Below are 24,441 nucleotides of genomic sequence, written 5' to 3' on the forward strand. Positions count from 1 at the left end.
GGTCCGTGCGGGAAGGCGTCGGAGCGTGTGAACGTTCTGTGGAGGTAACTCGGATGAGAACGCCGCCCGGCGTTGCCTAGGCTGGGGAGCAAATGAGCGCCGACACCACCCCGAACCAGGCCGACCTGCGCGCGCGCCTGCCCGAGCTGATGCTCCGCGACCAGCGCAGGCTGGGCCGCAGGCTCGACGGGCTGCGCAAGACCCGCGACCCCGCCCGCCGCGCGGCCACCCTGGCCAGGGTCGCCGAGGAGGTCGAGGCCGCGGTCCGGCGGGTGGAGCTGCGGCGGTCGTCGCTGCCGCCGCTGAAGTACCCGGAGGAACTGCCGGTCACCCAGCGCCGCGAGGACATCCTCGCCGCGATCCGGGACAACCAGGTGGTGATCGTCGCCGGGGAGACCGGGTCGGGCAAGACCACCCAGATCCCGAAGATGTGCCTGGAACTGGGCCGCGGGGTCACCGGGCTGATCGGGCACACCCAGCCGAGGCGGATCGCCGCGCGCACGGTGGCCGAGCGGGTGGCCGAGGAGATCGGCACGCCGCTGGGGGAGACCGTCGGCTGGAAGGTCCGGTTCACCGACCAGGTCGGCGACCGCACCCTGGTCAAGATCATGACCGACGGCATCCTGCTGGCCGAGATCCAGCACGACCGGCTGCTGGCCCAGTACGACACGATCATCATCGACGAGGCGCACGAGCGCAGCCTCAACATCGACTTCCTGCTCGGCTACCTGGCCAGGCTGCTGCCCAGGCGCCCGGACCTCAAGGTCGTCATCACCTCGGCGACCATCGACCCGGAGCGGTTCTCCCGGCACTTCGGCGACGCCCCGATCGTCGAGGTCTCCGGGCGCACCTTCCCGGTCGAGGTCCGCTACCGGCCGCTGGTCGACCCCGAGGACCCCGACGCCGACCCGGACCGCGACCAGACCCAGGGCATCGTCGAAGCGGTCGAGGAGCTGTCGGCCGAGGGGCCGGGCGACGTGCTGGTGTTCCTGTCCGGTGAGCGCGAGATCCGCGACACCGCCGACGCTCTGAACGCGGCGAACCTGCGCAACACCGAGGTCCTGCCGCTGTACGCGCGGCTGTCCTCGGCCGAGCAGCACCGGGTGTTCCAGCCGCACACCGGCAGGCGGGTCGTGCTCGCCACGAACGTCGCCGAGACGTCGCTGACCGTGCCCGGCATCAAGTACGTCGTCGACCCGGGCACCGCGCGCATCTCCCGCTACAGCAACCGGCTCAAGGTCCAGCGCCTGCCCATCGAGGCGGTCTCGCAGGCCTCGGCCAACCAGCGCAAGGGCCGCTGCGGGCGCACCTCCGACGGCATCTGCATCCGGCTCTACAGCGAGGACGACTTCCTCGCCCGCCCGGAGTTCACCGACCCGGAGATCCTGCGCACCAACCTCGCCTCGGTCATCCTGCAGATGGCCGCCGCCGACCTCGGCGAGATGGTCGACTTCCCGTTCATCGAACCCCCGGACAAGCGCCACATCGCCGACGGCACCCAGTTGCTGCACGAACTCGGTGCCCTCGACCCGGCGCAGACCGACCCGGCCAAGCGGCTGACCCCGCTGGGCCGCCAGCTCGCCCAGTTGCCCGTCGACCCCCGGCTGGCCCGCATGGTCATCGAGGCCGACAAGAACGGCTGCCTGGCCGAGGTCATGGTCATCGCCGCCGCGCTGTCCATCCAGGACCCGCGCGAACGGCCGCAGGACAAGCAGCAGGCCGCTGCGGAGAAGCACGCCCGCTTCGCCGACCCGGACTCCGACTTCATCAGCTACCTCAACCTGTGGAACCACCTGCGCGAGCGGCAGAGGGAGCTGTCCAGCAACAGGTTCCGCCGCGAGTGCAAGGCGGAGTTCCTGAACTACCTGCGCATCCGCGAGTGGCAGGACATCCACAGCCAGCTCCGCCAGGTCGCCAAGCAACTGGGCATCACCCCGAACGAGACGCCCGCCGAGCCGCGCAACGTGCACATGTCACTGCTGTCGGGCCTGTTGTCGCACATCGGTTTCCGCGACCCGGCGGGCAAGGAGTACGTCGGCGCCCGCAACGCCAAGTTCGCCGTGTTCCCCGGGTCGGCGCTGTTCAAGAAGCCGCCGCGCTGGGTGATGGCGGCCGAGCTGGTGGAGACCTCGCGGCTGTGGGGGCGCATCGCCGCCCGGATCGAACCCGAGTGGATCGAACCGATCGCCGAGCACCTGGTGCGCCGCAACCACAGCGAACCGCACTGGGAGGCCAAGCAGGGCTCGGTGGTGGCGATGGAGCGGGTGACGCTCTACGGGCTGCCGATCGTGGTCTCCCGCAAGGTCCAGTACGGGCGCATCGACCCGGAGCTGTCGCGCGACCTGTTCATCCGGCACGCGCTCGTCGAAGGCGACTGGCAGACCCGCCACCACTTCTTCCGCGACAACCGCAAGCTGCTCGACGAGGTCGAGGACCTCGAACACCGCTTCCGCCGCCGCGACATCGTCGTCGACGACGAGACCCTGTTCCGCTTCTACGACGAGCGCGTCCCCGCCGAGGTCGTGTCCGGGCGGCACTTCGACTCGTGGTGGAAGAAGACCAGGCACGAGCACCCGGACCTGCTGACCTTCACCAAGGCCATGCTGGTCAACGACAGCGTCGACGTGGACGAGGACGCGTTCCCGGACGCGTTGCGGCAGCACGGCCTGACCCTGCCGCTGAGCTACCGCTTCGAACCCGGCCGCGACGACGACGGCGTCACCGCCCGGGTGCCCATCGCGGTGCTCAACCAGCTCAACGGCGACGCCCTGTCGGTGCAGGTGCCCGGGCTGCGCGAGGAGGTCGTGACCGCGCTCATCCGGTCGCTGCCCAAGCCGCTGCGCCGCAACTTCGTCCCGGTGCCCGACTTCGCCAAGGCGGTGGTGCGCAAGCTCGCCCCCACCGAGGAATCCCTCCCCGACGCCGTCGGCCGCGAACTGCGCGCCCTCACCGGTGTCCTCATCCCGCGCGACGCCTGGCAGCTCGACGCCGTCCCCGCCCACCTCAAGACCACCTTCCAGGTCGTCGACGGGGACAAGACCCTGGCCACCGGCAAGGACCTCGGCGCGCTGAAACAGCAGCTCAAGTCCCAGCTCCGCGAGTCGCTGACCGCGGCGACGGTCGACCTCGCCCGCCGGGGCCTGACCTCCTGGACCATCGGCACCCTGCCCAAGGTCGCCCGCACCGAGCAGAACGGCCTGGTCGTCACCGCCTACCCGGCCCTGGTCGACGAGGGCGCCACGGTCGCGGTCCGGATGCTCGACACGGCGGTCGAGCAGCGGGCGGCGATGTGGACCGGCACCCGCAAGCTGGTGCTGCTCAACGTCGCGTCCCCGACCAAGCACGTGGTCCGCTCCCTGTCCAACCAGGCCAAGCTCGCCCTGTCGCACAACCCGCACGGCGGCGTCCCGGCCCTGCTGGCCGACTGCGTCGACGCCGCGGCCGACCACCTCATCGCCCAGGCGGGCGGCCCGGCGTGGACCGAGGCGGGCTTCACCCGCCTGCGCGAACACGTCCGCACCCGCCTCAACGCCACGGTGGTCGAGGTCCTCGACGCCGCCCGCAAGGTCGTGCAGGCGTGGAACGACGTGGAGCGGCGCCTGGGGACCACCCGCGGCCCGATCTTCGTCGAACCGCTGGCCGACATCCGCGAACAGCTCGCGGGCCTGGTCTTCCCCGGCTTCATCACCGCCACCGGCGTCGCCCGCCTCCCGCACCTGGAGCGCTACCTGCGCGGCGTCGACCGCCGCCTGGACAAGCTCCCCGAGCGCCCGGACCGGGACACGGCGTGGATGCACACCGTGCAGGACCTGGAGGACGCCTACCACGACGCCGTCCAGCAGCGGCACCCCGCGGCGCGCGACACCGAGGAGGTGCGGGCGGTGAAGTGGATGATCGAGGAACTGCGGGTCAGCTACTTCGCCCAGACGCTCGGCAGCGCCGGGTCCATCTCGGACAAGCGCGTGCAGAAGGCGATCGCCGCGCTCATCCCCTGAGAGGTCCGGTCAGGTGCCGCCGCGCAGCAGCGCCGCGTAGAGGGTCAGGCCCGGGCCGAACGCCAGCACCACCACCGGTTTGCCGGAGGCGAGCTTCCCGGTGCGGCGCAGCTCCTCCAGGATGATCAGCACCGTCGCCGAGGAGCAGTTGCCGTACTCGCGCAGGACGGTGCGCGAGGCGTCCAGGGCGTCGGCGGGCAGTTCCAGTTCGCGGGCGACCGTGTCGAGGATGCGGGGCCCGCCCGGGTGCACCGCCCACGCGCCCACGTCGTCCACCGCCAGGCCGTGGCGGGTCAGGAGGTCGTCGACCAGTGGGCCGACGTGGCGGGCCAGGACGGCGGGGACCTCGGGGGACAGCTCCATCCGGAAGCCCAGGTCGGTGATGTCCCAGCGCATGTGGCCGGAGGTGGCGGGGTCGGTGCGCGCGGCCACGTCGGTGACGCTCAGCCCGCCGCCCCCCGGACCGCCGTCGCCGGGGCGCAGGACCACGGCCGCGGCGGCGTCGGCGAACAGGGCGTGCGTGATGACCTGGGACAGGTCGTCGGTGGTGGGCTGGGCGTGCAGGGAGGTCAGCTCCAGGCACAGCAGCACCGCCGGGCGGCGGCGGGCCACGACGTAGTCCGACACCGCGCCCAGGCCGGGCAGCGCCGCGTAGCAGCCCATGTGGCCGATCATCAGCCGCTGCACGTCCGCGGGCATCCCCAGGTCGGCGGCGAGGCGGATGTCCAGGCCCGGGGTGGTGTAGCCGGTGCAGGACACCACCGCGAACATGCCGACCTCCTCGGCCGACAGGCCCGCGTCGGCCAGGGCGGCACCCACCGCCTCCTTGCCCAGGCCCGGCGCCTCGTCGATGTAGCGCTCCATGCGCCGCTGCGTCGACCAGGTCGAGACGTCCTCGACCACCGGGTCGGCCACCGCGTGCCGGTGCCGCACCCCCGCGGCCCGGTACAGCCGCTCGGCCACCCGGGAGTTGCCCAGCCGGGGGGCGAAGAAGTCCGTCCACAGCGCGTCCTGGTCCATCCTGGCCGGGAACGCGCACGCGCCGCCCGCGATCACCGCCGCTGAGCCGGTCGTACCTGCGGTCATGTGCTCCTCTTCCTGCCGATCCCTTGGAACAGCACGGATGTCGTCGGTGCGGGCACCATCCGGACGCCGTCGCCGCGCCCGGCGAGCAGGCGCACCACGTCGAGCGCCGAGGGGCGGATACCCCGCAACGCGATGCCGACCCCGTTGTCGGCGCACAACCGCACCAGGTGCGCCCGGTCCACGAACAACGCCGGGTCGTGGATGCCCTTCGGCGCCGCGCCCGGCACCCGTTCGGCGATCGTCACCGCCACCAGCCGCGCCAGCCGGGTGTCGGCGATCGTGTCGACCACCAGCAGCCCGCCGGGGCGCAGCACCCGGCACGCCTCACCGACCGCGGCGGGCAGGTCCGGGACGTGTTCGAGGATCTCGCCCGCGCACACCACGTCGGCGCACCCGTCGACCAGCGGCACCCGGCCCACGTCACCGCGCACGGCGGTGACGCCGTGGTCGGCGGCCAGCGCCAGCGCGCTGCGGGTCAGGTCCACCCCGACGTGGCGGTAGCCCTTGCCCACCAGGTGCGGGGCGAGCAACCCGGCACCGCAGCCGAGGTCGACCAGCACGGCACCGGGTCGGGGGGCGGCGGGGACCAGTGCCGCCCTGGCGGCGGCCAACCAGTGCAGCATGGCGAACTCGCCGCGTGGCAGCCACCACTGGTCGGCGAGCGCGTCGTACTGCTCCGGGTTGTTCCGCCCGAGGTCCGGGGACCGGTCCCGCTCAGCTTTCGGGCGGAGAGGCACAGGACCTACGCTCGCACACCGGCAGCGGTTCCGCTGGACCACGGCCCACCCGCTGGACCGGGGCGCCGGGTGGTCGGCGCTGCCGAACGCTGCGAGGCTGATCAGGTGCGCGCATCGACTGCCCTGGCCCTCGTGCGGGCCTGCCACCCCGAACCCACGGTCGCGGTCACGGCGGTCGCCGCCGGGCTCGCGATCAGCGTCGGGCGCCCGGCGTGGGGTGTGGTCCTGGTCGCCGCCGCCGTGTTCACCGGCCAGCTTTCGGTGGGCTGGCTCAACGACTACCTCGACGCGGACCGGGACCGGACCGTGGGCCGCGCCGACAAACCGCTCGCGGTCGGGGCGGTGTCGCGGCGCGCGGTCGGTGTCGGGATCACCTGCGCCGCCGCGCTGTGCGTCCCGCTGTCGCTGTCGACGGGCTGGCTGCCGGGGGCGGTGCACCTGCTCGCCGTCGCCTCCGCCTGGTCCTACGACGCCTGGTTGAAGTCGACGGTCGCGTCCGTGGTGCCGTACGCGGTGTCGTTCGGGCTGCTGCCGGTGTTCGTGGTCCTCAGCGGGGAGGTCGCGCCCGCGTGGTGGCTGGTGGCCGCCGGTGCGCTGCTGGGGGCGGGGGCGCACTTCGCCAACGTGCTGCCGGACCTGGCCGATGACGCGGTCACCGGGGTGCGCGGTCTGCCGCAGCGGCTCGGTCCGCGCTCCGCGGCCGTCGCGGTGGTGCTGCTGCTCGCCTCGATGGCGTGCCTGGCGTTCGGGCCCGTCGGGGGTCCGGCGTGGACCGGGTTGTGGGCGTTGGGGCTGGCCGTGGCCGCGGTCGTCGCGTCGGTGGTGTGGGGGCGGGGTGACCGGTCGCGTGGGTTGTTCCGGGCGGTGATGGTCACGGCGCTGCTGGCCGTGGGACTGCTGCTGGTCTCACCGCTGGGGTAGCGCTCCGGGGGCGGCCTAGCGGTCGACCTGGAGGCGGACGACGGTGCCGGTGCCGGGTGCGGAGCGGATGCTGACCAGGTCGCAGAGGCGGTTGGCCAGCCAGACGCCGCGGCCGCCCTGGACGGCGGGGATGGGGGAGACGCGGCCGACCAGGGGGTTGGTGATGTGGCCGCTGTCGGTGACCTCGCAGGTGAAGGTGCGGTCGTCGTGCCAGGTGCGGAGGGTGCCCCGGTCGCCGCCGTGCACGATGCTGTTGGTGACGATCTCGTTGGTGGCCAGGGTCAGGTCCAGGGCCCGGTCGCGGGACAGGCCGAAGGCCGAGGAGCGGACCGTCACCAGGTCGCGCAGCTCGGGCAGGTCGTCCAGGGTGAAGTGCACGTCGTCGAGGTCCAGGGGGGCGGTGGCCTCCGGCAGGGGGCGGGCGAACACCGCGTAGCCGTGGTCGGGGTCGTAGGCGGCGCCCGGTCTGCTGGTGCCCCCGTCCAGCACGGTGGGGTGGGTGTGCTCGGCCTCGGGCAGCGCGTCCGCGTCGACGGTGCAGCGCAGGCGGAAGTCGATGGCGTCGTCGAAGGCGAGGTTGAGCAGGGCCTCGTGCAGCGCGGTCTCGGCGGCCGCGGCCGGGTCGTGGGTGGCGCGGGTGGAGTTGCCCACGCAGCGCAGCGGGCCGCGCGCGGTCTCCAGCAGGTCGCGCAGGGTCGGGATGAGACGGGCCGGGTTGCGGCCCAGGTCCGTGGTGTCGACCACCCGCACCCCGCTGCCGTCGAGGGCGTCGGCGAGCAGTTCCCGCCCGCGCGGGCCGAGCAGGGCCACCGCGGTCTCGCCCTCCCGCACACCCTCCCGCAGGAAGTCCACGGTCGCCGCCACGTACGCGTCGTCGTCGCGGTGGACCAGCGCTTCGTGCACGAACCCGGCTGTGCCCATGCTCGTCCCTCCGTCGGTGGGTGCCCCCGCGGAGCGAAGACGCCCGAGGCCGACCCGCGTCGCGGGCACGGGCAGCGTACCCGCGCGGACCCCCGGAGCAGGGCGAGTGGCCGGGTGTCGCGTGGTCCGGAAGGGTGATGTCATGGTCATCACCGCCGCCGCGAAGAAGCACCGGGTCGCGCTCGACGACTGGGTCATGCTCGGACTCGCCGTGGTCTCGGTCGCCCTGCTCGTCTACCGGGCGCTGTGGAACCCGCCCACCCACGTCGGCGAACTGATCGTCCGGATCGACTGGGCGTTCTGCGCGGTGTTCGCCGTCGAGTTCCTCTGGCGGTGGCGGCTGGCGGGCTTCACCGGCCGGTTCGTCCTGCTCAACTGGTACGACGTCATCGGCATGGTCCCCTGGGCGCACGTGCTGGTCCGCGCCTTCCGGCTGCTGCGCGTCGTGCGGGTGGTGACGCTGCTGACCAGGCTCCAGCGCCCGGTCGACCGCTCCGTCGGCGAGGAACTGGCGCACCGGGCGATGGGCCGCTTCGGCGGCGTCCTGATCGACGTGGTGAAGAAACCGCTCACCGTGGCCGTGCTGGAGGAGGTCGTCTCCGTGCTGCGCACCGGCCACTACGCGCGCAACATCGCCAGCGCCCTGGAGGAGAACCGGGCCGAGATCCGGCAGATGGTCCTGGAGAAGCTGAAGGAAGACCCCCAGGTCGGCAAACTCCGCCGCCTCCCCTTCCACGACGAGGTCGTGGGCGCGGTCTCCGAGGCGGTGCTGCGCGTGGTCCTGGAGATGCTCGCCGACCCCCGCACCGACGAACTGATCTCCGACCTGCTCCGGGAGAACATCGACCAGATCCGCCAGGCCGTGCGCGCGGGCGACCACCAGAACCTCCCCGACCCCGCCCCGCCGGGTCTCTGACCCACCACCCTGGACCCCGCCGCCCCGGGGAAGCCACCGGGGTCCACTGCCTGGAAACGCGGTGTCCCCGACCCGGTCCGGCTGGCAGCATGGGCCGGGTGACCTTCTCCCTCGACCCGGCCGTGCACCACCTCAACCCCGGCGGTTTCGGCATCGTGCCGGTCGAGGTCCGCGAGGCCCAGGCCCGGTTCCGGGCCGCGTCCGACGCCAACCCGATGCGCTTCCACCGGGTCGACACCCCCGCCCTGGTCGCCGCCGCCCGGGAGGCGGCGAGCGGGTTCCTGGGAGCCGACGTGGTGCTGGTGCGCAACGCCACCGAGGCCGCCGCGACCGTGCTCGCCTCGCTGCCGCTGGGGGAGGGGGACGAGATCCTGCTCTCCGACCACGGCTACGGCGCCGTGGCGATCGCCGCGCAGGCCGCTGCCGACCGGGTCGGCGCCCGGCTGCGCGTGGTGCACTTCCCCGCCGACGCCGGGCCGGACGAGGTGGTGGCCGCGTTCACCGGTGGGCTCACCGCCGCCACCCGGCTCGTGGTCGTCGACGCGATCACCTCGCCGACCGCGCTGGTGCTGCCGGTCGCCGGGGTCGCGCAGGCGTGCCGGGAGCGCGGTGTCCCGGTGTTCGTCGACGCCGCCCACGCACCCGGTCACCTCGACCAGCGCCCGGACCTGCTCGGTGTGGACTTCTGGGCGGGCAACCTGCACAAGTGGGCCTACGCCCCGCGCACCAGCGCTGGGCTGTGGATCGCCCCGCCGTGGCGCGACCGGGTCCGCCCGCTCGTGCCGTCCTGGGACCACCCGGCCGGGTACCCGCGCTGGTTCGACCACGCGGGCACCGGCGACTACTCCGGGTGGATGGCGCTGCCCGCCGCCTTCGACCACTGGCGCGCGGTGGGCGGCTGGGACGCGGTCGCGGCCAGTTCGGCGTTGCTGGACCGGGGCGTCCGCCTCGTCGCCGACGCCCTCGGTGCCCCCGGGCAGGTCAGCGCGCACCACGCCCCGCTGATGCGCCTCGTCGCCCTCCCCTCCGGGCTGGTCGCCGACTTCGACGACGCCGCGCGCTACTACGGGGAACTCAGCGCCCGCGGCATCGAGGTGCCGGTCATCCACTGGCACGGCGCCGCCTACGTCCGCGTCGGCGCCACGACCCACACCACCGAGGACGACTTCGCCGCGCTCGCCGCCGCCCTCGCCGAGGGCCGCTAGAACCCCCAGTCCGACCGTTCCAGCTCGATGCCCTCCACGCCGAGGACCGCGCGCACGCCCGCGACGCCCGCCGGGTCGATCGACCCGGTGACCACGCCGACGTGCTCCAGCACCGCGTCCACCGACAGGCCCACGGCGCGCAGGTCGGCCACCAGGTCCGGCAGCCGACCCATGCCGTCGTCGTCCACGGTCACCAGCACCCGTAACGGACCGGGGTCGGTCACGGGGCCTGCACCAGACCCGCCCCGACGTCGGTGCTGGGCAGCGGCTGCCGGATGGCCGACTGGGCCAGCCGGGCCCACAGCGCCCACGACCGCGCGCCGGTGGCCTGGGCGATCAGCGCCGCCACCCCGGCCACGTGCGGGGTCGCCATGCTGGTGCCGCTGATCCGGTTGTGCCGCAGCGGCATCGGCCACGACGACAGCACGTCCACCCCGGGCCCGACCACGTCGACCGAGCCGATCCGGTCCACGGTGCCGCAGGAGAAGTACGCGATCGCCTCGGCCGCGTCGACCGCGCCCACGGCCAGGATCGACGGGCAGTTCGCCGGGTGCCCGACCGGGGCGACCGCCCCGGTGCGCCGGTCGGACTCGTTGCCCGCCGCCGCCACGATCAGCGTGCCCTGCGCCATCGCCCTGGTCGCCACCCGCTCGAAGGTGCGGGAGAACGGCTGCCCCGGCTGGGTCGCCGCGCCCAGCGACATCGACACCACCGCGCACCCGTTCTCCACCGCCCAGGCGATGCCGGACAGGATGCCGCCGTCGGACCCGGAACCCCCGTCGCTGAGGACCTTGCCCACGTAGATCTCCGCGGCCGAGGCGATGCCGTAGCCCGGTCCGTCGCCGGGCTCGCGCGGCCCGCACGAGGTGCCGACGCAGTGCGTGCCGTGCCCGTGGCCGTCCTGCGCGCTCTCCCCGGGCACGAACGACTCGGCGGTGACCTGCCGCCCGGCGAAGTCCGGGTGCGCCAGGTCGAACCCGGTGTCGAGGACCGCCACCCTGATCCCCGCCCCGGTCGCCGTGCTGAGCTGCGCCCCCACCGCCTGCAACCCCCAGGTGAACACGCTCTCGTCCACCGCGACCGCGGTCTGGACCTCCTCGGCGGTGATGGCGCGCACCCGCCGTTCCCGCTCCAGCCCCGCGATCGGCCCCGACGCCGCCGCGGCCCGGGCCAGTGCCTCCGCCTGGTCTGGGTCCGCGTCGACCACCGCGACGCCGAGCCGGTCGAGCACCAGCCCGCCCGCGCCGCGCAGGTCCGCGCCCGGACCGGTGGCGTCCACGGTGGCGGCCACATCGATCCCGGCGATCCGGTTCAGCTCCCGGGTCCCGGCGGCCACGGAGTCGTCCTCCAGCAGCACCAGGTACCGGCCCGTCGTCCCGTCGTCCGCTGTGCCGTCGTCCCTGCTGGGAGTGGTCATCGACCTCACCTCGTTCCTTCCGGTGGGCCGTGTCCGCCCACCTGAGGGTCTCTCGAATACCTTGACAGGACTGTGACGGCCATTACAGCCCTGCTACCCGAATGGCCCACCGCCGTCCGCCCAGTGCGACACCTCTCCCGTGTCCGGGAGCTGCCGTTACTGTCGGGGCCATGCAGACCTGGCAATCCCACCCGGTGCCCGAGGTGGACGGCACCCCACGGCCGCTGCGCCTGTTCGACACCTCGTCGGGGCAGATCCGGCCGACCACCCCGGGCCGCACGGCCACCATGTACGTCTGCGGGATCACCCCGTACGACGCCACGCACCTGGGGCACGCGGCGACCTACCTCGCCTTCGACCTGGTCCACCGGCAGTGGCTCGACAACGGCCACGACGTGCACTACGTGCAGAACGTCACCGACATCGACGACCCGCTGCTGGAACGGGCCGAGCGGGACTCCGACGACTGGGTCGTGCTCGGGATGCGCGAGACGGCGCTGTTCCGCGAGGACATGGAGGCGCTGCGGGTGCTGCCGCCGCGCGAGTTCGTCGGCGCCGTCGAGGCCATCCCGGAGATCGTCGAGGCGGTCGGCAAGCTGCTCGCCGACGGCTCCGCCTACCGGGTGGACGACGAGGAGTACCCCGACGTCTACTTCGACCACACCGCCACCGGCCGCTTCGGCTACGAGTCGAACTACGACGAGCCGACCATGGACCGCTTCTTCGCCGCCCGCGGCGGCGACCCGGACCGCAAGGGCAAGCGCCACCCGCTCGACGCCCTGCTGTGGCGCAGCGCCCGCCCCGGCGAACCGAGCTGGCCCGGTGACCTCGGCCCCGGCCGCCCCGGCTGGCACGTGGAGTGCTCGGTCATCGCCCTCAACCGGCTGGGCATGACCTTCGACCTCCAGGGCGGCGGATCGGACCTGATCTTCCCGCACCACGAGTACAGCGCCGCGCACGCCGAGGCCCTGACCGGCGAGCACCCCTTCGCCCGGCACTACGGCCACTCGGCGATGATCGGCCTGGACGGCCTCAAGATGTCGAAGTCGCGGGGGAACCTGGTCTTCGTCTCCCGGCTGCGCGCCGACAAGGTCGACCCGATGGCGATCCGGCTCGGCCTGCTGGCGGGCCACTACCGCCAGGACCGCTCCTGGACCCAGGACATCCTCGACACCGCCCTCGCCCGCCTCGACCGCTGGCGCACCGCGGTGTCGGCCGCCACCGGCGCCCCCGCCGACGACCTCGTCGCCCGCATCCGCGACCACCTGTCCGACGACCTGGACACCCCCGCGGTCATCGCCGCGGTCGACGCCTGGGCGGCCCAGCCCGGCTCCGACCCGACGGCCCCGGGCAAGGTCCGCACCGCCGTCGACTCGCTGCTCGGCGTCCTGCTCTGACGGTCCGGCAGCCCGGTCGGGGCTGACCGGCCCGCTGGACCGGTTCGCGCTGGACCGGTTCGCGGTGGACCGGGCCGGTGGTCCGGTCCACCGCGAACCGGACCGCTCCCGGGCCGCCGTCCTCCGGCGCCCGGGAGCCCCGCCGCGGAACCGCCCGCATGGCCCGCGGGCGGACCCACCTGAGTCACACCCCGAGCATGCCCGCCGGGTCGCCCTCCGGCCGGTCGCGCCGGGTCACACCCCGCCAGGTCCCGCCGAGGTCACACTCCGGCCGGTCCTGCCGGGGTCACACCCCGGCCGGTCCTGCCGGAGGCACACCCCGGTCGGTCCCGGGCCCGACCCGCCGCGCCGGTCGGTCCTGGCGGGGTCACACCCCGGTCGGTCCCGGACCCGAGCCGCCGCGGCCGGGTCCCGGCCGCCGCCTGCGCAGGTAGCGCTCGAACTCGGCGGCGATCACCTCGCCGCTGGCCTCGCCCAGGGTGTCGTCGGCCTCGCTGCGCTCCTCGAGGGCGCGGACGTAGTTGCGCACGTCCTCGTCCTCCTCGGCCATCTCGCTGACGGTGGCCTGCCACTCCTCGGCCTGCTCGGGCAGCGCGCCGAGCGGCACCTCCACGTCCAGGATCTCCTCCACCCGGTGCAGCAGCGCCAGCGTCGCCTTCGGCGAGGGCGGCTGCGACACGTAGTGCGGCACCGCCGCCCAGATGGAGATCGCGGGCACCCCCGCCTGCACGCACGCGTCCTGCAACACCCCGACTATGCCGGTCGGCCCCTCGTAGCGGGAGCGCTCCAGGCCGAAGCGGGCGGCGGAGGTGGCGTCGTAGGCGGTGCCGGTGACCGGCACCTGCCGGGTGTGCGGGGTGTCGGCGAGCAGGGCGCCCAGGGTCACCACGGTCGTGATGCGCAGGTCCTCGATGTGCTGGAGCAGCTCGGCGCAGAACGAGCGCCACCGCATGTTCGGCTCGATGCCGTGCACCAGCACCACGTCCCGGTTGGACCCGGGCGGGCGGCACACCGACAGCCGGGTGGTGGGCCACTCGACCCGCCTGGTCACCCCGTCCACCATGCGGACGGAGGGCCGGGTCACCTGGAAGTCGTAGTAGTCGTCGGGGTCCAACTCGAGCAGGGGGCTGGCGTCCCAGGTCAGCTGCAGGTGCTCGATGGCGGTGCTCGCCGCGTCGCCCGCGTCGTTCCAGCCCTCGAACGCCGCCACCATGACGGGGTCGACGAGTTCCAAGGGCTCGGTGCTGGGCTCGCGGTCGGCGGCCATGTGCGGGTCCGGATCGGTCACCGGCCCAGCCTACGGCCCACCCCCGATCGTGGTAGATCACCGGTCGCGAGTGGCTGGCCGGGCGTGTCGGGTGGTGGTGCGGGGCGAACGGCGCTCCGCCCGATGGGCCCTCCCCCGATCGTGGTAGATCACCGGTCGCGAGTGGCTGGCCGGGCGTGTCGGGTGGTGGTGCGGGGCGAACGGCGCTCCGCCCGATGGGCCCTCCCCCGATCGTGGTAGATCACCGGTCGCGAGTGGCAGGCCGGGCGTGTCGGGTGGTGCGGGGATCGAAGGCGCGCGGATCGTAGGGTGGGGCCATGCCGAGCCAGCGCGTCGACCCCGCCCTGCCCGCCGCCGTGCTCTGGGACATGGACGGCACCCTGCTCGACTCGGAGAAGCTCTGGGACATCCCGCTCTACGAGTTCGCCGAGCGCCTCGGCTTCACCCTCGCCGCCGAGACCCGCACCGCGATGATCGGCAGCAACGTCCCCACGACCATGGCCCTGCTGTTCGCGCAGGCCGGGATCGAACCGTCCGCCGACGACATCCGCGAGGCGGTGGGCTGGATCGATGCCCGCATGGCCGACCTGTTCGCCACCGACCTGCGCTTCCGCCCCGGCGCCCCCGAGGCCCTGCGCGCCGTCCGCGCCGCGGGCCTGCCGACCGCGCTGGTCACCTCCACCGAGCGCCCGCTGACCGAGATCGCCCTCGACGTGATCGGCCGCGAGTTCTTCGACGTCACCGTCACCGGCGACGAGGTCGACGGCCGCAACAAGCCCCTGCCGGACCCGTACCTCAAGGCCGCCCGCCTGCTCGGCGTGGACCCGGCCGAGTGCGTCGCGGTGGAGGACTCGCCCACCGGCACCGCCGCCGCCGTCGCCGCGGGCTGCGTCACCGTGGTGGTCCCGTGCGAGGTCGACGTCCCCGGCGGCGAGCGGCGCGTGCTGCGCGAGTCCCTGGTCGGCTTCGACGCGGACGCCCTGCGGGCACTGGTGCCCGCCACCCGGTGAGGTCCGCCGCCCGCCGGTGGTGGCAGGATCTTCGACCGTGAAGACCTTCGACGAACTGTTCGCCCAGCTCCTCGACCGGGCGCGGACCCGCCCGGAGGGCTCGGGCACCGTGGCCGCGCTGGACGCGGGCGTGCACGCGCAGGGCAAGAAGGTCCTGGAGGAGGCGGGCGAGGTGTGGATCGCCGCCGAGCACGAGTCGGACGAGCAGTTGGCGCTCGAGGTGTCGCAACTGCTGTACCGGGTGCAGGTGCTGATGATCGGCCGCGGCATCACGCTGGAAGACGTCTACCGCCAGCTCTGATCACTCTTCTGTGGACAGTCCTCGGCCTTAGGGTGCCGGTCTTTTGCCGGGGTGTCCGGGTGGGTGGATGTGCTCTGTTTAGAGCCCGGTCTTTGTGTGGGTGGTGCCCGGCTGGGTGGATGTGTTTGGCCGGGGCCCCTATGGCGATCATGTGCTCCAGTGTGACCGGGTGGGGCTGAAAAGATGCCCCACCGCCCAGGCAGGCTGTCACATGATCGCCACCCCCGGCCAAACACATCCACCCACCCGGGCGTTTGCTTAGCCGGGCCGCCGGTTGGTGGGGTGGTCGGCCTGCGTTAGGAGATCTACCCACCCGGGCCTGTCTGGAGCCGGGCCAGCGGTTTTCGGGGTGGTCGGCTGGCCAACCGCATCCACCCGCCCGAGCATTCGGTCGCCGGGTCGCCGGGTCGCCGGGTCGCCGGGTCGCCGGGTCGCCGGGTCGCCGGGTCGCCGGGTCGCCGGGTCGCCGGGTGGTTGGCTGGGCAAGCGCACCCACCCACCGGGGCACGTCCGTAGCCGGGCCTGCGGTTTCGGGGTGGCTGGCTTTGAGGGCGGGTCCTGGTTCTGGTCTTGGTCCTAGTCCGCTCGGTCGAGGGGGGTTTCCTCGCCGGGGTCGGGTTCGGGCCAGCCGGGGTAGGGCGGTGGGGTGCCGCCGAAGGCGGGGCAGACGGCCTGGTAGGAGCACCAGCCGCAGAGCTTGCTCTGGTTGGGGCGGAAGTCGCCGGTCTTGCCCGCGCGGAGGATGGCCTCCCAGATGGCGTCGAGGGTGCGCTCGAACCGGGACAGCTCCGCCTCGTCCGGGGCGTAGGCGAGGTTCTGGCGGTCGGCCAGGTACATCAGTTGCAGCCTGCTGGGCACCACGCCGCGCAGGCGCCAGAGGGCCAGGGCGTAGAACTTCATCTGGAAGAGGGCCTTGGCCTCGCCGATCTCCCTCGGCGCCGCGCCCGTCTTGTAGTCGACCACCCTGATCTGGCCGGTGGGGGCCACGTCCACGCGGTCGATGAAACCGCGCAGCAGGACGCCGGACTCCAGTTCGGTCTCCACCATCAGCTCGCACGCGTCGGGCTGGAGCCTGCGGGGGTCCTCCAGTTCGAAGTAGCCGTCGATCAGGCCGTCGGCGGTGGCGAGCCAGGCCGCGGTCTCCTCGGCGGACCCCGCGTCGTCGAAGATCGTGGCGAGTTCGGGGCGTTCGGCGAGGAGGTCGGTCCAGGTGGGGGTGAGCAGGTCGTGGGCGGCGGCGGGGAGGCGGTCCTCGGCGGGCAGGGCGTAGAGGCGCTCCAGGACCGCGTGCACCACCGTGCCGCGCACCTGCGCCTTGGTGGGCTGCTCGGGCAGCCGGTCGACCGCGCGGAACCGGTAGAGCAGCGGGCACTGCTTGAAGTCGCTCGCCCGGGACGGTGACAGGGCGGGCCTGCGCCGGGCGCGCCTGGTCGTCGCCGTGCCGCCCGCGCTCGTGCTGTCGGTGCCGTTCGTGCCGCTGGTGCTCTCCGTGCCGACTGCCATGGGGTGAACCCTAGCGACGGCCACCGACAGTTCCGGCCACCGCCACCCTCGGTGGTGGTGGCGTGGTGGGCTGCCGCCGGGAGGTGAACGGCCACCCGTTCGCGGCACGCGGTCCACCCTGAACGGGGGACTTCTCGTGGATCACTGCCGCCCCACACCAGCGGCCCTAGGCTGTGGCAGGTGTCCAGCGCCGCCCACCCGACCGCCCGCGAGCGCGATGGTGGTCTGCTGCTGTTCCGCTACAGCGGCGTGCCGGTGGTGCTCGCGCCCTCGTGGTGGCTGGGTTCGCTGGCCGTCGTCGTCTTCTACGCCCCGCTGGTGCGCACGCTGATGCCCGGGGCGTCCGCGCTCACCTCGATCCTGCTCGCCGCGGCCTTCGCCGTCCTGCTCGGCGTCTCCGTCCTGGCCCACGAGCTTGGGCACTGCGTCGTGGCGCTGCGCCTGGGGCTGCCGGTCCGCAGGCTGCGGCTGTTCCTGCTCGGTGGGCTGTCCGAGATCTCCCGGACGCCGCGCAGGCCCGCGCACGAGGGCGTGGTCGCGGCGGCGGGGCCCGCGGTGTCCATCCTGTTGGCCGCCGCCTGCGGGCTCGGTCTGCTGGTGATGCCCCCGGGGGGACCGGTGTGGCTGCTGGTGCTGGAGTGCGCCTTCGCCAACACCGCCGTCGCCGTGTTCAACCTGCTGCCCGGCCTGCCGCTGGACGGGGGGCGGATGCTGCGCGCGGGCGTGTGGGCGCTGACCGGCCGCCGCGGCCTCGGGACCAGGGCGGCCGTGCTGGGCGGCTGGGTCGTCGCCGCGCTGCTGGTGCTGTGGGCGCTGTGGGGTCTGGCCGAGGGGAGCCAGGACCGGTGGCTGCGGCTGGGCGTGTGCCTGCTGACCGCGTGGTTCGTCGTCGCCGGGGCCGGGGGTGAGCTGGCCTCCGAGCAGCACCGCGAGTGGCCCGCGGGCCTGCGGCTGGTCGACCTGGTGCGGCCGGTCCTGCAACTGCCCGCGGAGAGCCCGGTGGCCGACGCGCTGGCCGCCGCCTCCGGGCGCGGGGTGGTCCTGGTCCGCGCCGACGGCGTGGCCGCCGGGCTGCTCGACGAGACCGCCGCCCGCGCGCTCGCCGAGGTGTCCCCGTTCAGCCCGGCCGAGCAGGCCGCGCAGCCGATCCGCCCCGAGTCGGTCCTGCTCGCCTCCGAACCCGGCGAGGACATCGCCGAGCGCGTGCACACCACCGCGGCCTGGCAGTTCGTCGTGGTCGACGACGACGGCCGCCCCTCCGGGGTGCTGCACCGCGACGACCTGCGCGCCGCCCTCGAGAACCGCCCCTGAGACCGGCTCCGCGACCGGCTGCGGAGGACCGGTACCCGGGTGCCCCGGGCGCGTCTGCGACCATCTCTTGTCGTTCAGGTGTTGGCGAAGGTGAGGCGTGGTGGCGGTGCGGAAGGTCAGTGGCCCGTTCGAGGTGGGGGACCGGGTTCAGCTCACCGATCCCAAGGGCAGGCACTACACCCTGGTCCTGGAGGCGGGGGAGAAGTACCACACGCACCGGGGGGCGCTGGCCCACGACGACGTGATCGGGCAGCCGGAGGGGTCGGTGGTCAGCTCCGCGGCGGGCACCTCCTACCTGGCGCTGCGCCCGCTGCTGAGCGATTACGTGCTGTCCATGCCGCGCGGCGCCCAGGTGATCTACCCGAAGGACGCCGCGCAGATCGTGATGCAGGGCGACATCTTCCCCGGCGCGCGGGTGCTGGAGGCCGGTGCCGGGTCCGGCGCGCTGACCTGCTCGCTGCTGCGCGCGGTCGGCCCGACCGGCACGGTGACCTCCTACGAGATCCGCGAGGACCACCTCGTGCACGCCGAGCGCAACGTGGTCCAGTTCTACGGCGAGCACCCGCCGAACTGGGAGCTGAAGCTGGGCGACCTGGCCACGCACACCGGTGAGGTCGACCGGGTCATCCTCGACATGCTGGCCCCGTGGGACATGCTGCCCACCGTCGCCGAGCACCTCATCCCGGGCGGGGTCCTGGTGACCTACGTGGCCACCACGACCCAGCTCTCGCGGGTGACCGAGGCGCTGCGCGAGCAGACCTGCTGGACCGAGCCGCACGCCTGGGAGACGCTGATCCGCCCGTGGCACTCGGTGGGCCTGGCGGTCCGCCCGGAGCACCGGATGATCGGGCACACCGCGTTCCTCATCACCAGCCGCAAGCTCGCCGACGGTGTCGTGGCCCCCAAGCCGCAGCGCCGCCCCAGCAAGGGCTAGGCCGTGTTTCGAAAGCCCGTGTTCGCGATAGTCGCGCCGGATGCGGCCCCTGGCGGCACGGGAGGAGGACACCGATACAACCCCGGTATCGGCGCCCTCCTCCCGCACCGCCAGGAACCACCCCGATCACGACTCTCATCGAACGAGACTTCCGAAACACGGCCTAGCGGACGCACCAGGTCCCGGAGCGCAGCTCCAGGGTCAGCGGCACCGTCGAGGTTTTGCCCCCGGCGGTGACCGCCACCTGGGCGACCGCGGTGGCGCCGTCGACGGCCGGGTAGGCCACCAGGTCCGCGTGCGCGTCCGGCGGGGCGCCGTCGGCGGCGCCGACCCTGGCCGGGTCGCAGCTCACGGCGCGCATGGCGTCGGGGTCCCGGTCGTTGATCGCCGCGAGGGCCCGGTCGGTGAGGGCGCGCAGCGCCGGGTCGTCGGTCGGGGCGAGGGTGCGCGTCGCGCCGGTGGAGTCGACCGGGGGAGCGGGGGCGTCCTCGCCCGAGGTGGAGGCGATGGCCACGGCCACCGCGGCCAGCAGCCCACCGGCGAGCACCGCGGTGGCGACGCCGCGGCGGTGCGGTGCCTGCTCGGTCATCCGGCCCTCCCGGTTCGGCGTAGCCCATACGGTAGGCGGCCGGGGGCGGTGGCGGAAGACGCCGGAGGGGCGGACCGAATCCGGTCCGCCCCTCCTCGTCTGCCCGGGTCAGCGCGTCAGATCGACACGCACCAGCCCTTCGCGCCCTTCTTGAGCACGATCGGGAAGTCGATTGGCGAGCTGGACGCGACCACCACCTTGGTGTCGACCTTGCCGTCGGAGTCGCCGAAGGTGGTGGGCTCGCCCACCACGGTCACCTCGCCGCCGTTGGGGGCCACGCTGGTGTACATGATGCCGGGGGAGCCGTCGCAGGTCAGCGACTTGGCGGTCGCCTCGTCCTTGTCGTTGACCGCCTGGGCGTACTTCGCGCCGGTGGCCTTGATGTCCTCGCCGCCGCCACCGGCCTCGCCGCCGCCCCCGCCGCCGCCCGCGGTGGTGGTCGTCCTCTTGGTGGTGGTGATCTCCTCGTCCGAGGCGGTGGTCCGCGTGGACTTCTTGGTCGTCGTCGTGGGCGCCTCGGAGCTGCTGGCGGCCGGGGGGGCCGCCGTGCCGCCGTTGTCGTCGCTGTCCCTGGTGAGGAAGAAGATTCCGGTGCCGATGCCCGCGAGCACCACGACCACGGCGGCGACGATGGCGATGATCTTGCCGGTGCTCGACTTCTTCGGCGGCTGCCCGCCGGGGCCGCCGTAGGGGTCCTGCCCGTACTGGCCGGGCTGCTGCCCGTACTGGCCCTGCTGGCCGTACGGGTCCTGCTGCTGCTGGCCGTAGGGGTCCTGCGCGCCGTACTGCTGTTGGGTCTGGTCGTAACCGCCGCCCTGCTGCGGGTACTGCTGGGTGGGGTCGTAGCCGCCCGGTTGCTGCTGGCCGTAGGGCTGCGGCTGCTGCTGGCCATAGGGGTTGTTCTGCTGCCCGTACGGGTCCTGGCCGTAGGGCCCGGGCTGCTGCGGTGGGTAGGTCATCGAACCCAGACTCCTCGTTGATCACCGGTCACGGTCACCGGTTGCGCCACGTGTCGCGACAGGTGCCGGGGAGGTCCCCGGGGCGGACGTACCCGGAGGATACGCGGGCCCGCGGGCTTCGCGGATCATCCGGCACCCCGTGCCGGAGACCCGCCTGGACTCGGCGAACGGGCTGGTCACCGTCGCGCCGCCGAGCTGTCAGGTCTTCTCGCCGCAGAACTTCCAGGTGCCGGATTCCTTGACGATCTTGATCTCGATCTTCACTTCCGACGTCGTGCCGGTGTCGGTCGTGAGGTTGAGCTTGAAGCCGCCGGAGGCGATGCTCCCGGTCACCGTGGGCTCGTCGCCCGGCGTGGCCTCGATCTTGTACGGCTTGAGCTCGTCCTCGAGCGAGGTCGTGTCGGTCCCGTACTTCTTCTTGTAGGCCTCGCAGGCCTTGCCGACCACGGCGGAGAAGGACTTGGACTCGTAGGCCTTCATGTACTCCTCGACCACCTCGGCGGGGCCGGAGGTGTCCGCGGGCTTGGTGGTCCTGGGCGCGCTGCTCTTCTTGGTCGAGGTCGGGCCGTCGTCCTCCGACGTCGGCTCCGCGCTGGTGCTGGTGCCCGGTTGCGCGGTGACGGGGTCGTCGTCGCGGGTGAGGAAGAAGATGCCCACGCCCGCGCCGCCGAGCAGCACCACCACGGCGGCGACGATGGCCACGATCATCCCGGTGTTGGACTTCTTCGGCGGCTGCCCGCCGGGTCCGCCGGGGAAGCCGCCGACGCCCTGGTAGGCGGTCTGCTGGGCGTACGGCTCCGGTGCGGCGTACGGGTCCTGCTGGGCGAAGCCGCCGGTGTTCGGCTGGCCGTACCCACCGCCCTGGCCGTAGCCGCCCTGGCCCTGGCCGTACCCGCCCTGTCCGCCCGGTTGCTGGCCGTATCCCCAACCGCCGGGTTGGTCCGGCTGCTGGCCGTAGGGTCCCGGCTGCTGCGGAGGATAGGTCATGCTCGCCCCTGACTCGTAGTGCTCGTGCCGCGTGCGGCGACGGTGTGTGGCCGTGTCGGATGGACGGGCCCGCGGGCCGTCGCGTTCCCTCCGGAGGTCACCCGAATGGGTTTCGGGATGCAACCACATCGTATTTGCCGGGAGCTGGGGCGGGCACGGGGCGGCCCCGAACGGGTGACGGAACGGGAATGCCCAGCTCAGCGCACGGCGGAGAACCGGTCGACGCACCAGGTGCCGTCGGCCTTGCGCTCCATCCGGACGCGGCCGTTGCGCGGCTCGCCCTCGTACTCCACCGAGAAGTTCACCGTCGCCCGGTCGCCGTCCTCGGTGACGTCGCCGATGATCCTGGGTTCCTCGAACCGGCCGATCTCGGTGGCGCCCACGGCGTCGTCGGGGTCGCACAGGAGCTTGTTGTAGGCCTCGTGGTCCGCGTCCGCCGTGGCGGCCAGCGCGGCCTCGGCGGTGCCGCGCGGGGTGGTCAGGTCCGTCCCACCGGTCAGGACGAGGACCAAAGTGACTGTGATGCCGATCACAGCGATGCCGCCGATGCCGAGAACCCAGGGCAGCGCGGAGCGCTTCGGGCGGGGTGAAAAAGCGTCACTCGGAAGGCCGTAGGGGTTCGATTGCGTTGCGTAGCCGCCAACAGCCGGGTAACCCGCCTGCTGGGGCTGTTGCCAGCCGTAGGGCTGACCGGTCGTGGGATCGATCTGGGGGAGCGGCCCGCCGGGCTGACCCGGTTGCCCCGGCTGCGCGGGCGCCTGCCCGGGGAACTGTCCGAACTGGCCCGGCTGCTGCGGGAACGGACCGGACGGCTGCCCGTACGGGCCCGGTTGCTGCTGCGGGAACGAACCGGACGGGGGGAACCGGCCCGGCTCTTCGCCGTGCGGTCCCGGCTGCTGCGGAGGGTTGGTCATCGGGTCGTCCCCTGGGTAGTCGTGGCCGGGTCACCTCTCGCGCTGCGTGCCCGGGCGAGCGCGCGCGGTTGGCCTAGTGCACCGACGCACGGTAGCGGTCGGGGGCCGCGCGGCGGCATCCGGTCGGCCGTCCGGCGGGTGTTGCGACGGGGTGACACGCAAGTTCCGACCTCCGGATGCCCTGTCCTTGTCGGTGATCGCCGGTACCGTAGGGGTACGAGTTCGGGAGGAGGTGCCGACATGCAGCACGATCGTCCCGGCAGTCGGCCAGAGAACGCCGATGGTGAGCACGGAGACGCGCCTGACCTGGGGGCCGAGCGCCCCGGTGGGTCGGAAGCAGCGCAGATCCGTTTCCTCGAAGAGGAAGTCGCTCTGCTGCGCCGGAAACTGACGGAATCCCCACGGCATTCGCGGCTCCTCGAGCAGCGACTGGCGGAGGCCTCCGAGCGGGTGAGTCAGCTCACCGAGCGGAACTCCAAGCTGGTCGACACGCTGCGCGAGGCGCGAAGCCAACTGCTGGCCCTGCGGGAAGAAGTGGACCGCCTCGCCCAGCCGCCCAGCGGCTACGGCGTGTTCCTCGAGCAGTTCGAGGACGGCACGGTCGACGTCTTCACCGCCGGGCGCCGGATGCGGGTCTCGGTCTCGCCCGCGGTCGAATCCGGGACACTCCGACGTGGCCAGTCGGTGCGCCTCAACGAAGCCCTCACCGTGGTCGAGGGCGGCGGGTTCGAGCGCACCGGCGAAGTGTCCACACTGCGGGAGCTGCTCACCTCGGACGACGAGGAAGGCCCCACCCGCGCGCTCGTGGTCGGCCACGCCGACGAGGAGCGCGTCGTGTGGCTGGCCGACCCGCTGGCCGACTCGCCGCTGAAGGCGGGCGACTCCCTGCTGGTCGACGCCAAGTCCGGGTACGCCTACGAGCGGGTCCCCAAGGCCGAGGTCGAGGACCTCGTGCTGGAGGAGGTCCCGGACGTGGACTACCACGACATCGGCGGCCTGTTCCGGCAGATCGAGCAGATCCGCGACGCCGTGGAGCTGCCCTTCCTGCACAAGGACCTCTTCGCCGAGTACGAGCTGCGCCCGCCCAAGGGCGTGCTGCTCTACGGCCCCCCCGGGTGCGGCAAGACGCTCATCGCCAAGGCGGTGGCGAACTCGCTGGCCAAGAAGGTCGCGGCGGCCCGGGGCGACAGCGCCCCGAAGGACGCCAAGTCCTACTTCCTCAACATCAAGGGCCCCGAGCTGCTCAACAAGTTCGTGGGCGAGACCGAGCGCCACATCCGGCTCATCTTCCAGCGCGCGCGGGAGAAGGCCTCCGAGGGCACCCCGGTGATCGTGTTCTTCGACGAGATGGACTCGATCTTCCGGACCCGCGGCTCGGGTGTGTCCTCGGACGTGGAGACGACCATCGTCCCCCAGCTCCTCAGCGAGATCGACGGCGTCGAGGGCCTGGAGAACGTCATCGTCATCGGCGCCTCCAACCGCGAGGACATGATCGACCCGGCGATCCTGCGACCCGGCAGGCTCGACGTGAAGATCAAGATCGAGCGGCCGGACGCCGAGGCGGCGAAGGACATCTTCTCCAAGTACCTCACCGCCAACCTGCCGATCCACGCCGACGACCTGGCCGAGTTCGGCGGCTCCCGCTCCACCTGCATCGACGCGATGATCCAGCACACCGTCGAGCGGATGTACGAGGAGACCGACGAGAACCGGTTCCTGGAGGTCACCTACGCCAACGGTGACAAGGAGGTCCTGTACTTCCGGGACTTCAACTCCGGGGCGATGATCCAGAACATCGTCGACCGGGCGAAGAAGTCCGCGATCAAGTCCGTGCTGGAGACCCAACAGCCCGGTCTGCGCGTGCAGCACCTGCTGGACGCGATCGTCGACGAGTTCGCCGAGAACGAGGACCTGCCCAACACCACCAACCCCGACGACTGGGCGCGCATCTCCGGCAAGAAGGGCGAGCGCATCGTCTACATCCGGACCCTGGTCACCGGCAAGAACACCGAGACCGGGCGGGCGATCGACACCGCCAACAACACCGGTCAGTACCTGTAGCGACAGCGGT

Annotated in this window: 21 protein-coding genes; 10 read left to right on the plus strand and 11 right to left on the minus strand. The window is 73.0% G+C overall.

Annotated features, from left to right (window positions below):
- Positions 1–92 precede the first annotated feature (92 nt).
- Entirely contained in the window at positions 93–3,995 is a 3,903-nt protein-coding gene (gene hrpA, locus DFQ13_RS11260) for an ATP-dependent RNA helicase HrpA (RefSeq protein ID WP_110079764.1), read from the plus strand.
- A gap of 9 nt (positions 3,996–4,004) precedes the next feature.
- On the opposite strand, the gene DFQ13_RS11265 is transcribed toward hrpA, so the two are convergent.
- A complete protein-coding gene (locus DFQ13_RS11265) occupies positions 4,005–5,081 on the minus strand; it encodes a type III polyketide synthase (protein ID WP_035281265.1) in 1,077 nt (358 codons plus the stop codon).
- Positions 5,078–5,818 (minus strand): methyltransferase domain-containing protein, encoded by a 741-nt coding sequence (locus DFQ13_RS11270; RefSeq protein WP_035281262.1) that lies wholly within the window; start codon positions 5,816–5,818, stop codon positions 5,078–5,080. The genes DFQ13_RS11265 and DFQ13_RS11270 overlap by 4 nt, the downstream gene beginning before the upstream one ends.
- Before the next feature lie 105 nt (positions 5,819–5,923).
- Here DFQ13_RS11270 and DFQ13_RS11275 point away from each other — a divergent pair, with 105 nt between their 5' ends.
- Entirely contained in the window at positions 5,924–6,739 is an 816-nt protein-coding gene (locus DFQ13_RS11275) for a UbiA family prenyltransferase (protein ID WP_035281290.1), read from the plus strand.
- Between the two features lie 15 nt (positions 6,740–6,754).
- Here DFQ13_RS11275 and DFQ13_RS11280 read toward each other — a convergent pair whose 3' ends face one another.
- On the minus strand, positions 6,755–7,660 hold the full coding sequence (locus DFQ13_RS11280) for a sensor histidine kinase (protein WP_181399929.1): 906 nt from the start codon (positions 7,658–7,660) through the stop codon (positions 6,755–6,757).
- Positions 7,661–7,802: 142 nt separating this feature from the next.
- Here DFQ13_RS11280 and DFQ13_RS11285 point away from each other — a divergent pair, with 142 nt between their 5' ends.
- Positions 7,803–8,576: an ion transporter gene (locus DFQ13_RS11285; RefSeq protein ID WP_035281257.1), complete on the plus strand. Its 774-nt coding sequence runs from the start codon at positions 7,803–7,805 to the stop codon at positions 8,574–8,576.
- A 98-nt stretch (positions 8,577–8,674) separates the two neighbouring features.
- The gene (locus DFQ13_RS11290; protein ID WP_219994373.1) at positions 8,675–9,781 is read left to right on the plus strand and encodes an aminotransferase class V-fold PLP-dependent enzyme; all 1,107 of its coding nucleotides are present in this window, start codon (positions 8,675–8,677) and stop codon (positions 9,779–9,781) included.
- Here the strand turns inward: DFQ13_RS11290 and DFQ13_RS11295 are convergent.
- Positions 9,778–10,005, minus strand: a complete 228-nt coding sequence (locus tag DFQ13_RS11295) for a hypothetical protein (protein WP_035281252.1) — start codon at positions 10,003–10,005, stop codon at positions 9,778–9,780. The two genes, DFQ13_RS11290 and DFQ13_RS11295, sit on opposite strands and share 4 nt — an antisense overlap.
- A complete protein-coding gene (locus DFQ13_RS11300) occupies positions 10,002–11,198 on the minus strand; it encodes a S8 family serine peptidase (protein ID WP_110079767.1) in 1,197 nt (398 codons plus the stop codon). Before DFQ13_RS11300 ends, DFQ13_RS11295 begins: the two co-directional genes overlap by 4 nt.
- A 170-nt stretch (positions 11,199–11,368) precedes the next feature.
- Here DFQ13_RS11300 and mshC point away from each other — a divergent pair, with 170 nt between their 5' ends.
- Positions 11,369–12,595, plus strand: coding sequence for a cysteine--1-D-myo-inosityl 2-amino-2-deoxy-alpha-D-glucopyranoside ligase (mshC, locus tag DFQ13_RS11305; RefSeq protein WP_110079768.1), 1,227 nt, complete (start codon positions 11,369–11,371; stop codon positions 12,593–12,595).
- 367 nt (positions 12,596–12,962) lie between these two features.
- On the opposite strand, the gene DFQ13_RS11310 is transcribed toward mshC, so the two are convergent.
- Complete coding sequence (locus DFQ13_RS11310; RefSeq protein WP_035281245.1) at positions 12,963–13,883, minus strand: PAC2 family protein; 921 nt, start codon at positions 13,881–13,883, stop codon at positions 12,963–12,965.
- A 296-nt stretch (positions 13,884–14,179) separates the two neighbouring features.
- Between DFQ13_RS11310 and DFQ13_RS11315 the strand changes: the two genes are divergently transcribed.
- Positions 14,180–14,872 (plus strand): HAD family hydrolase, encoded by a 693-nt coding sequence (locus DFQ13_RS11315; protein ID WP_233438365.1) that lies wholly within the window; start codon positions 14,180–14,182, stop codon positions 14,870–14,872.
- A gap of 37 nt (positions 14,873–14,909) precedes the next feature.
- A complete protein-coding gene (locus DFQ13_RS11320; RefSeq protein WP_035281242.1) occupies positions 14,910–15,173 on the plus strand; it encodes a phosphoribosyl-ATP diphosphatase in 264 nt (87 codons plus the stop codon).
- A gap of 576 nt (positions 15,174–15,749) precedes the next feature.
- Here DFQ13_RS11320 and DFQ13_RS11330 read toward each other — a convergent pair.
- Positions 15,750–16,676: a RecB family exonuclease gene (locus DFQ13_RS11330; RefSeq protein ID WP_110079770.1), complete on the minus strand. Its 927-nt coding sequence runs from the start codon at positions 16,674–16,676 to the stop codon at positions 15,750–15,752.
- Positions 16,677–16,856: 180 nt separating this feature from the next.
- Between DFQ13_RS11330 and DFQ13_RS11335 the strand changes: the two genes are divergently transcribed.
- Together DFQ13_RS11335 and DFQ13_RS11340 are read left to right on the plus strand one after the other, a co-directional pair.
- Positions 16,857–17,987 carry a site-2 protease family protein gene (locus tag DFQ13_RS11335; protein WP_181399930.1) on the plus strand — a complete coding sequence of 377 codons (1,131 nt, stop codon included), beginning with the start codon at positions 16,857–16,859 and terminating at the stop codon, positions 17,985–17,987.
- Between the two features lie 106 nt (positions 17,988–18,093).
- Positions 18,094–18,921 (plus strand): tRNA (adenine-N1)-methyltransferase, encoded by an 828-nt coding sequence (locus DFQ13_RS11340; RefSeq protein WP_035280412.1) that lies wholly within the window; start codon positions 18,094–18,096, stop codon positions 18,919–18,921.
- A gap of 163 nt (positions 18,922–19,084) precedes the next feature.
- Here DFQ13_RS11340 and DFQ13_RS11345 read toward each other — a convergent pair whose 3' ends face one another.
- The 4 genes from DFQ13_RS11345 to DFQ13_RS33745 form a co-directional block, all read right to left on the minus strand.
- On the minus strand, positions 19,085–19,510 hold the full coding sequence (locus DFQ13_RS11345; RefSeq protein WP_110079772.1) for a hypothetical protein: 426 nt from the start codon (positions 19,508–19,510) through the stop codon (positions 19,085–19,087).
- Positions 19,511–19,626: 116 nt separating this feature from the next.
- Positions 19,627–20,469: a Twin-arginine translocation protein TatA gene (locus DFQ13_RS11350; RefSeq protein ID WP_110079773.1), complete on the minus strand. Its 843-nt coding sequence runs from the start codon at positions 20,467–20,469 to the stop codon at positions 19,627–19,629.
- Between the two features lie 198 nt (positions 20,470–20,667).
- Complete coding sequence (locus DFQ13_RS11355) at positions 20,668–21,456, minus strand: nuclear transport factor 2 family protein (protein ID WP_110079774.1); 789 nt, start codon at positions 21,454–21,456, stop codon at positions 20,668–20,670.
- 197 nt (positions 21,457–21,653) lie between these two features.
- The gene (locus tag DFQ13_RS33745) at positions 21,654–21,989 is read right to left on the minus strand and encodes a hypothetical protein (protein ID WP_035280399.1); all 336 of its coding nucleotides are present in this window, start codon (positions 21,987–21,989) and stop codon (positions 21,654–21,656) included.
- Positions 21,990–22,610: 621 nt separating this feature from the next.
- On the opposite strand from DFQ13_RS33745, the gene arc reads away from it, so the two are divergent.
- Entirely contained in the window at positions 22,611–24,431 is a 1,821-nt protein-coding gene (gene arc, locus DFQ13_RS11365) for a proteasome ATPase (protein ID WP_035280397.1), read from the plus strand.
- Positions 24,432–24,441 lie beyond the last annotated feature (10 nt).

This window comes from Actinokineospora spheciospongiae (genome assembly GCF_003182415.1).
Lineage (GTDB): Bacteria > Actinomycetota > Actinomycetes > Mycobacteriales > Pseudonocardiaceae > Actinokineospora > Actinokineospora spheciospongiae.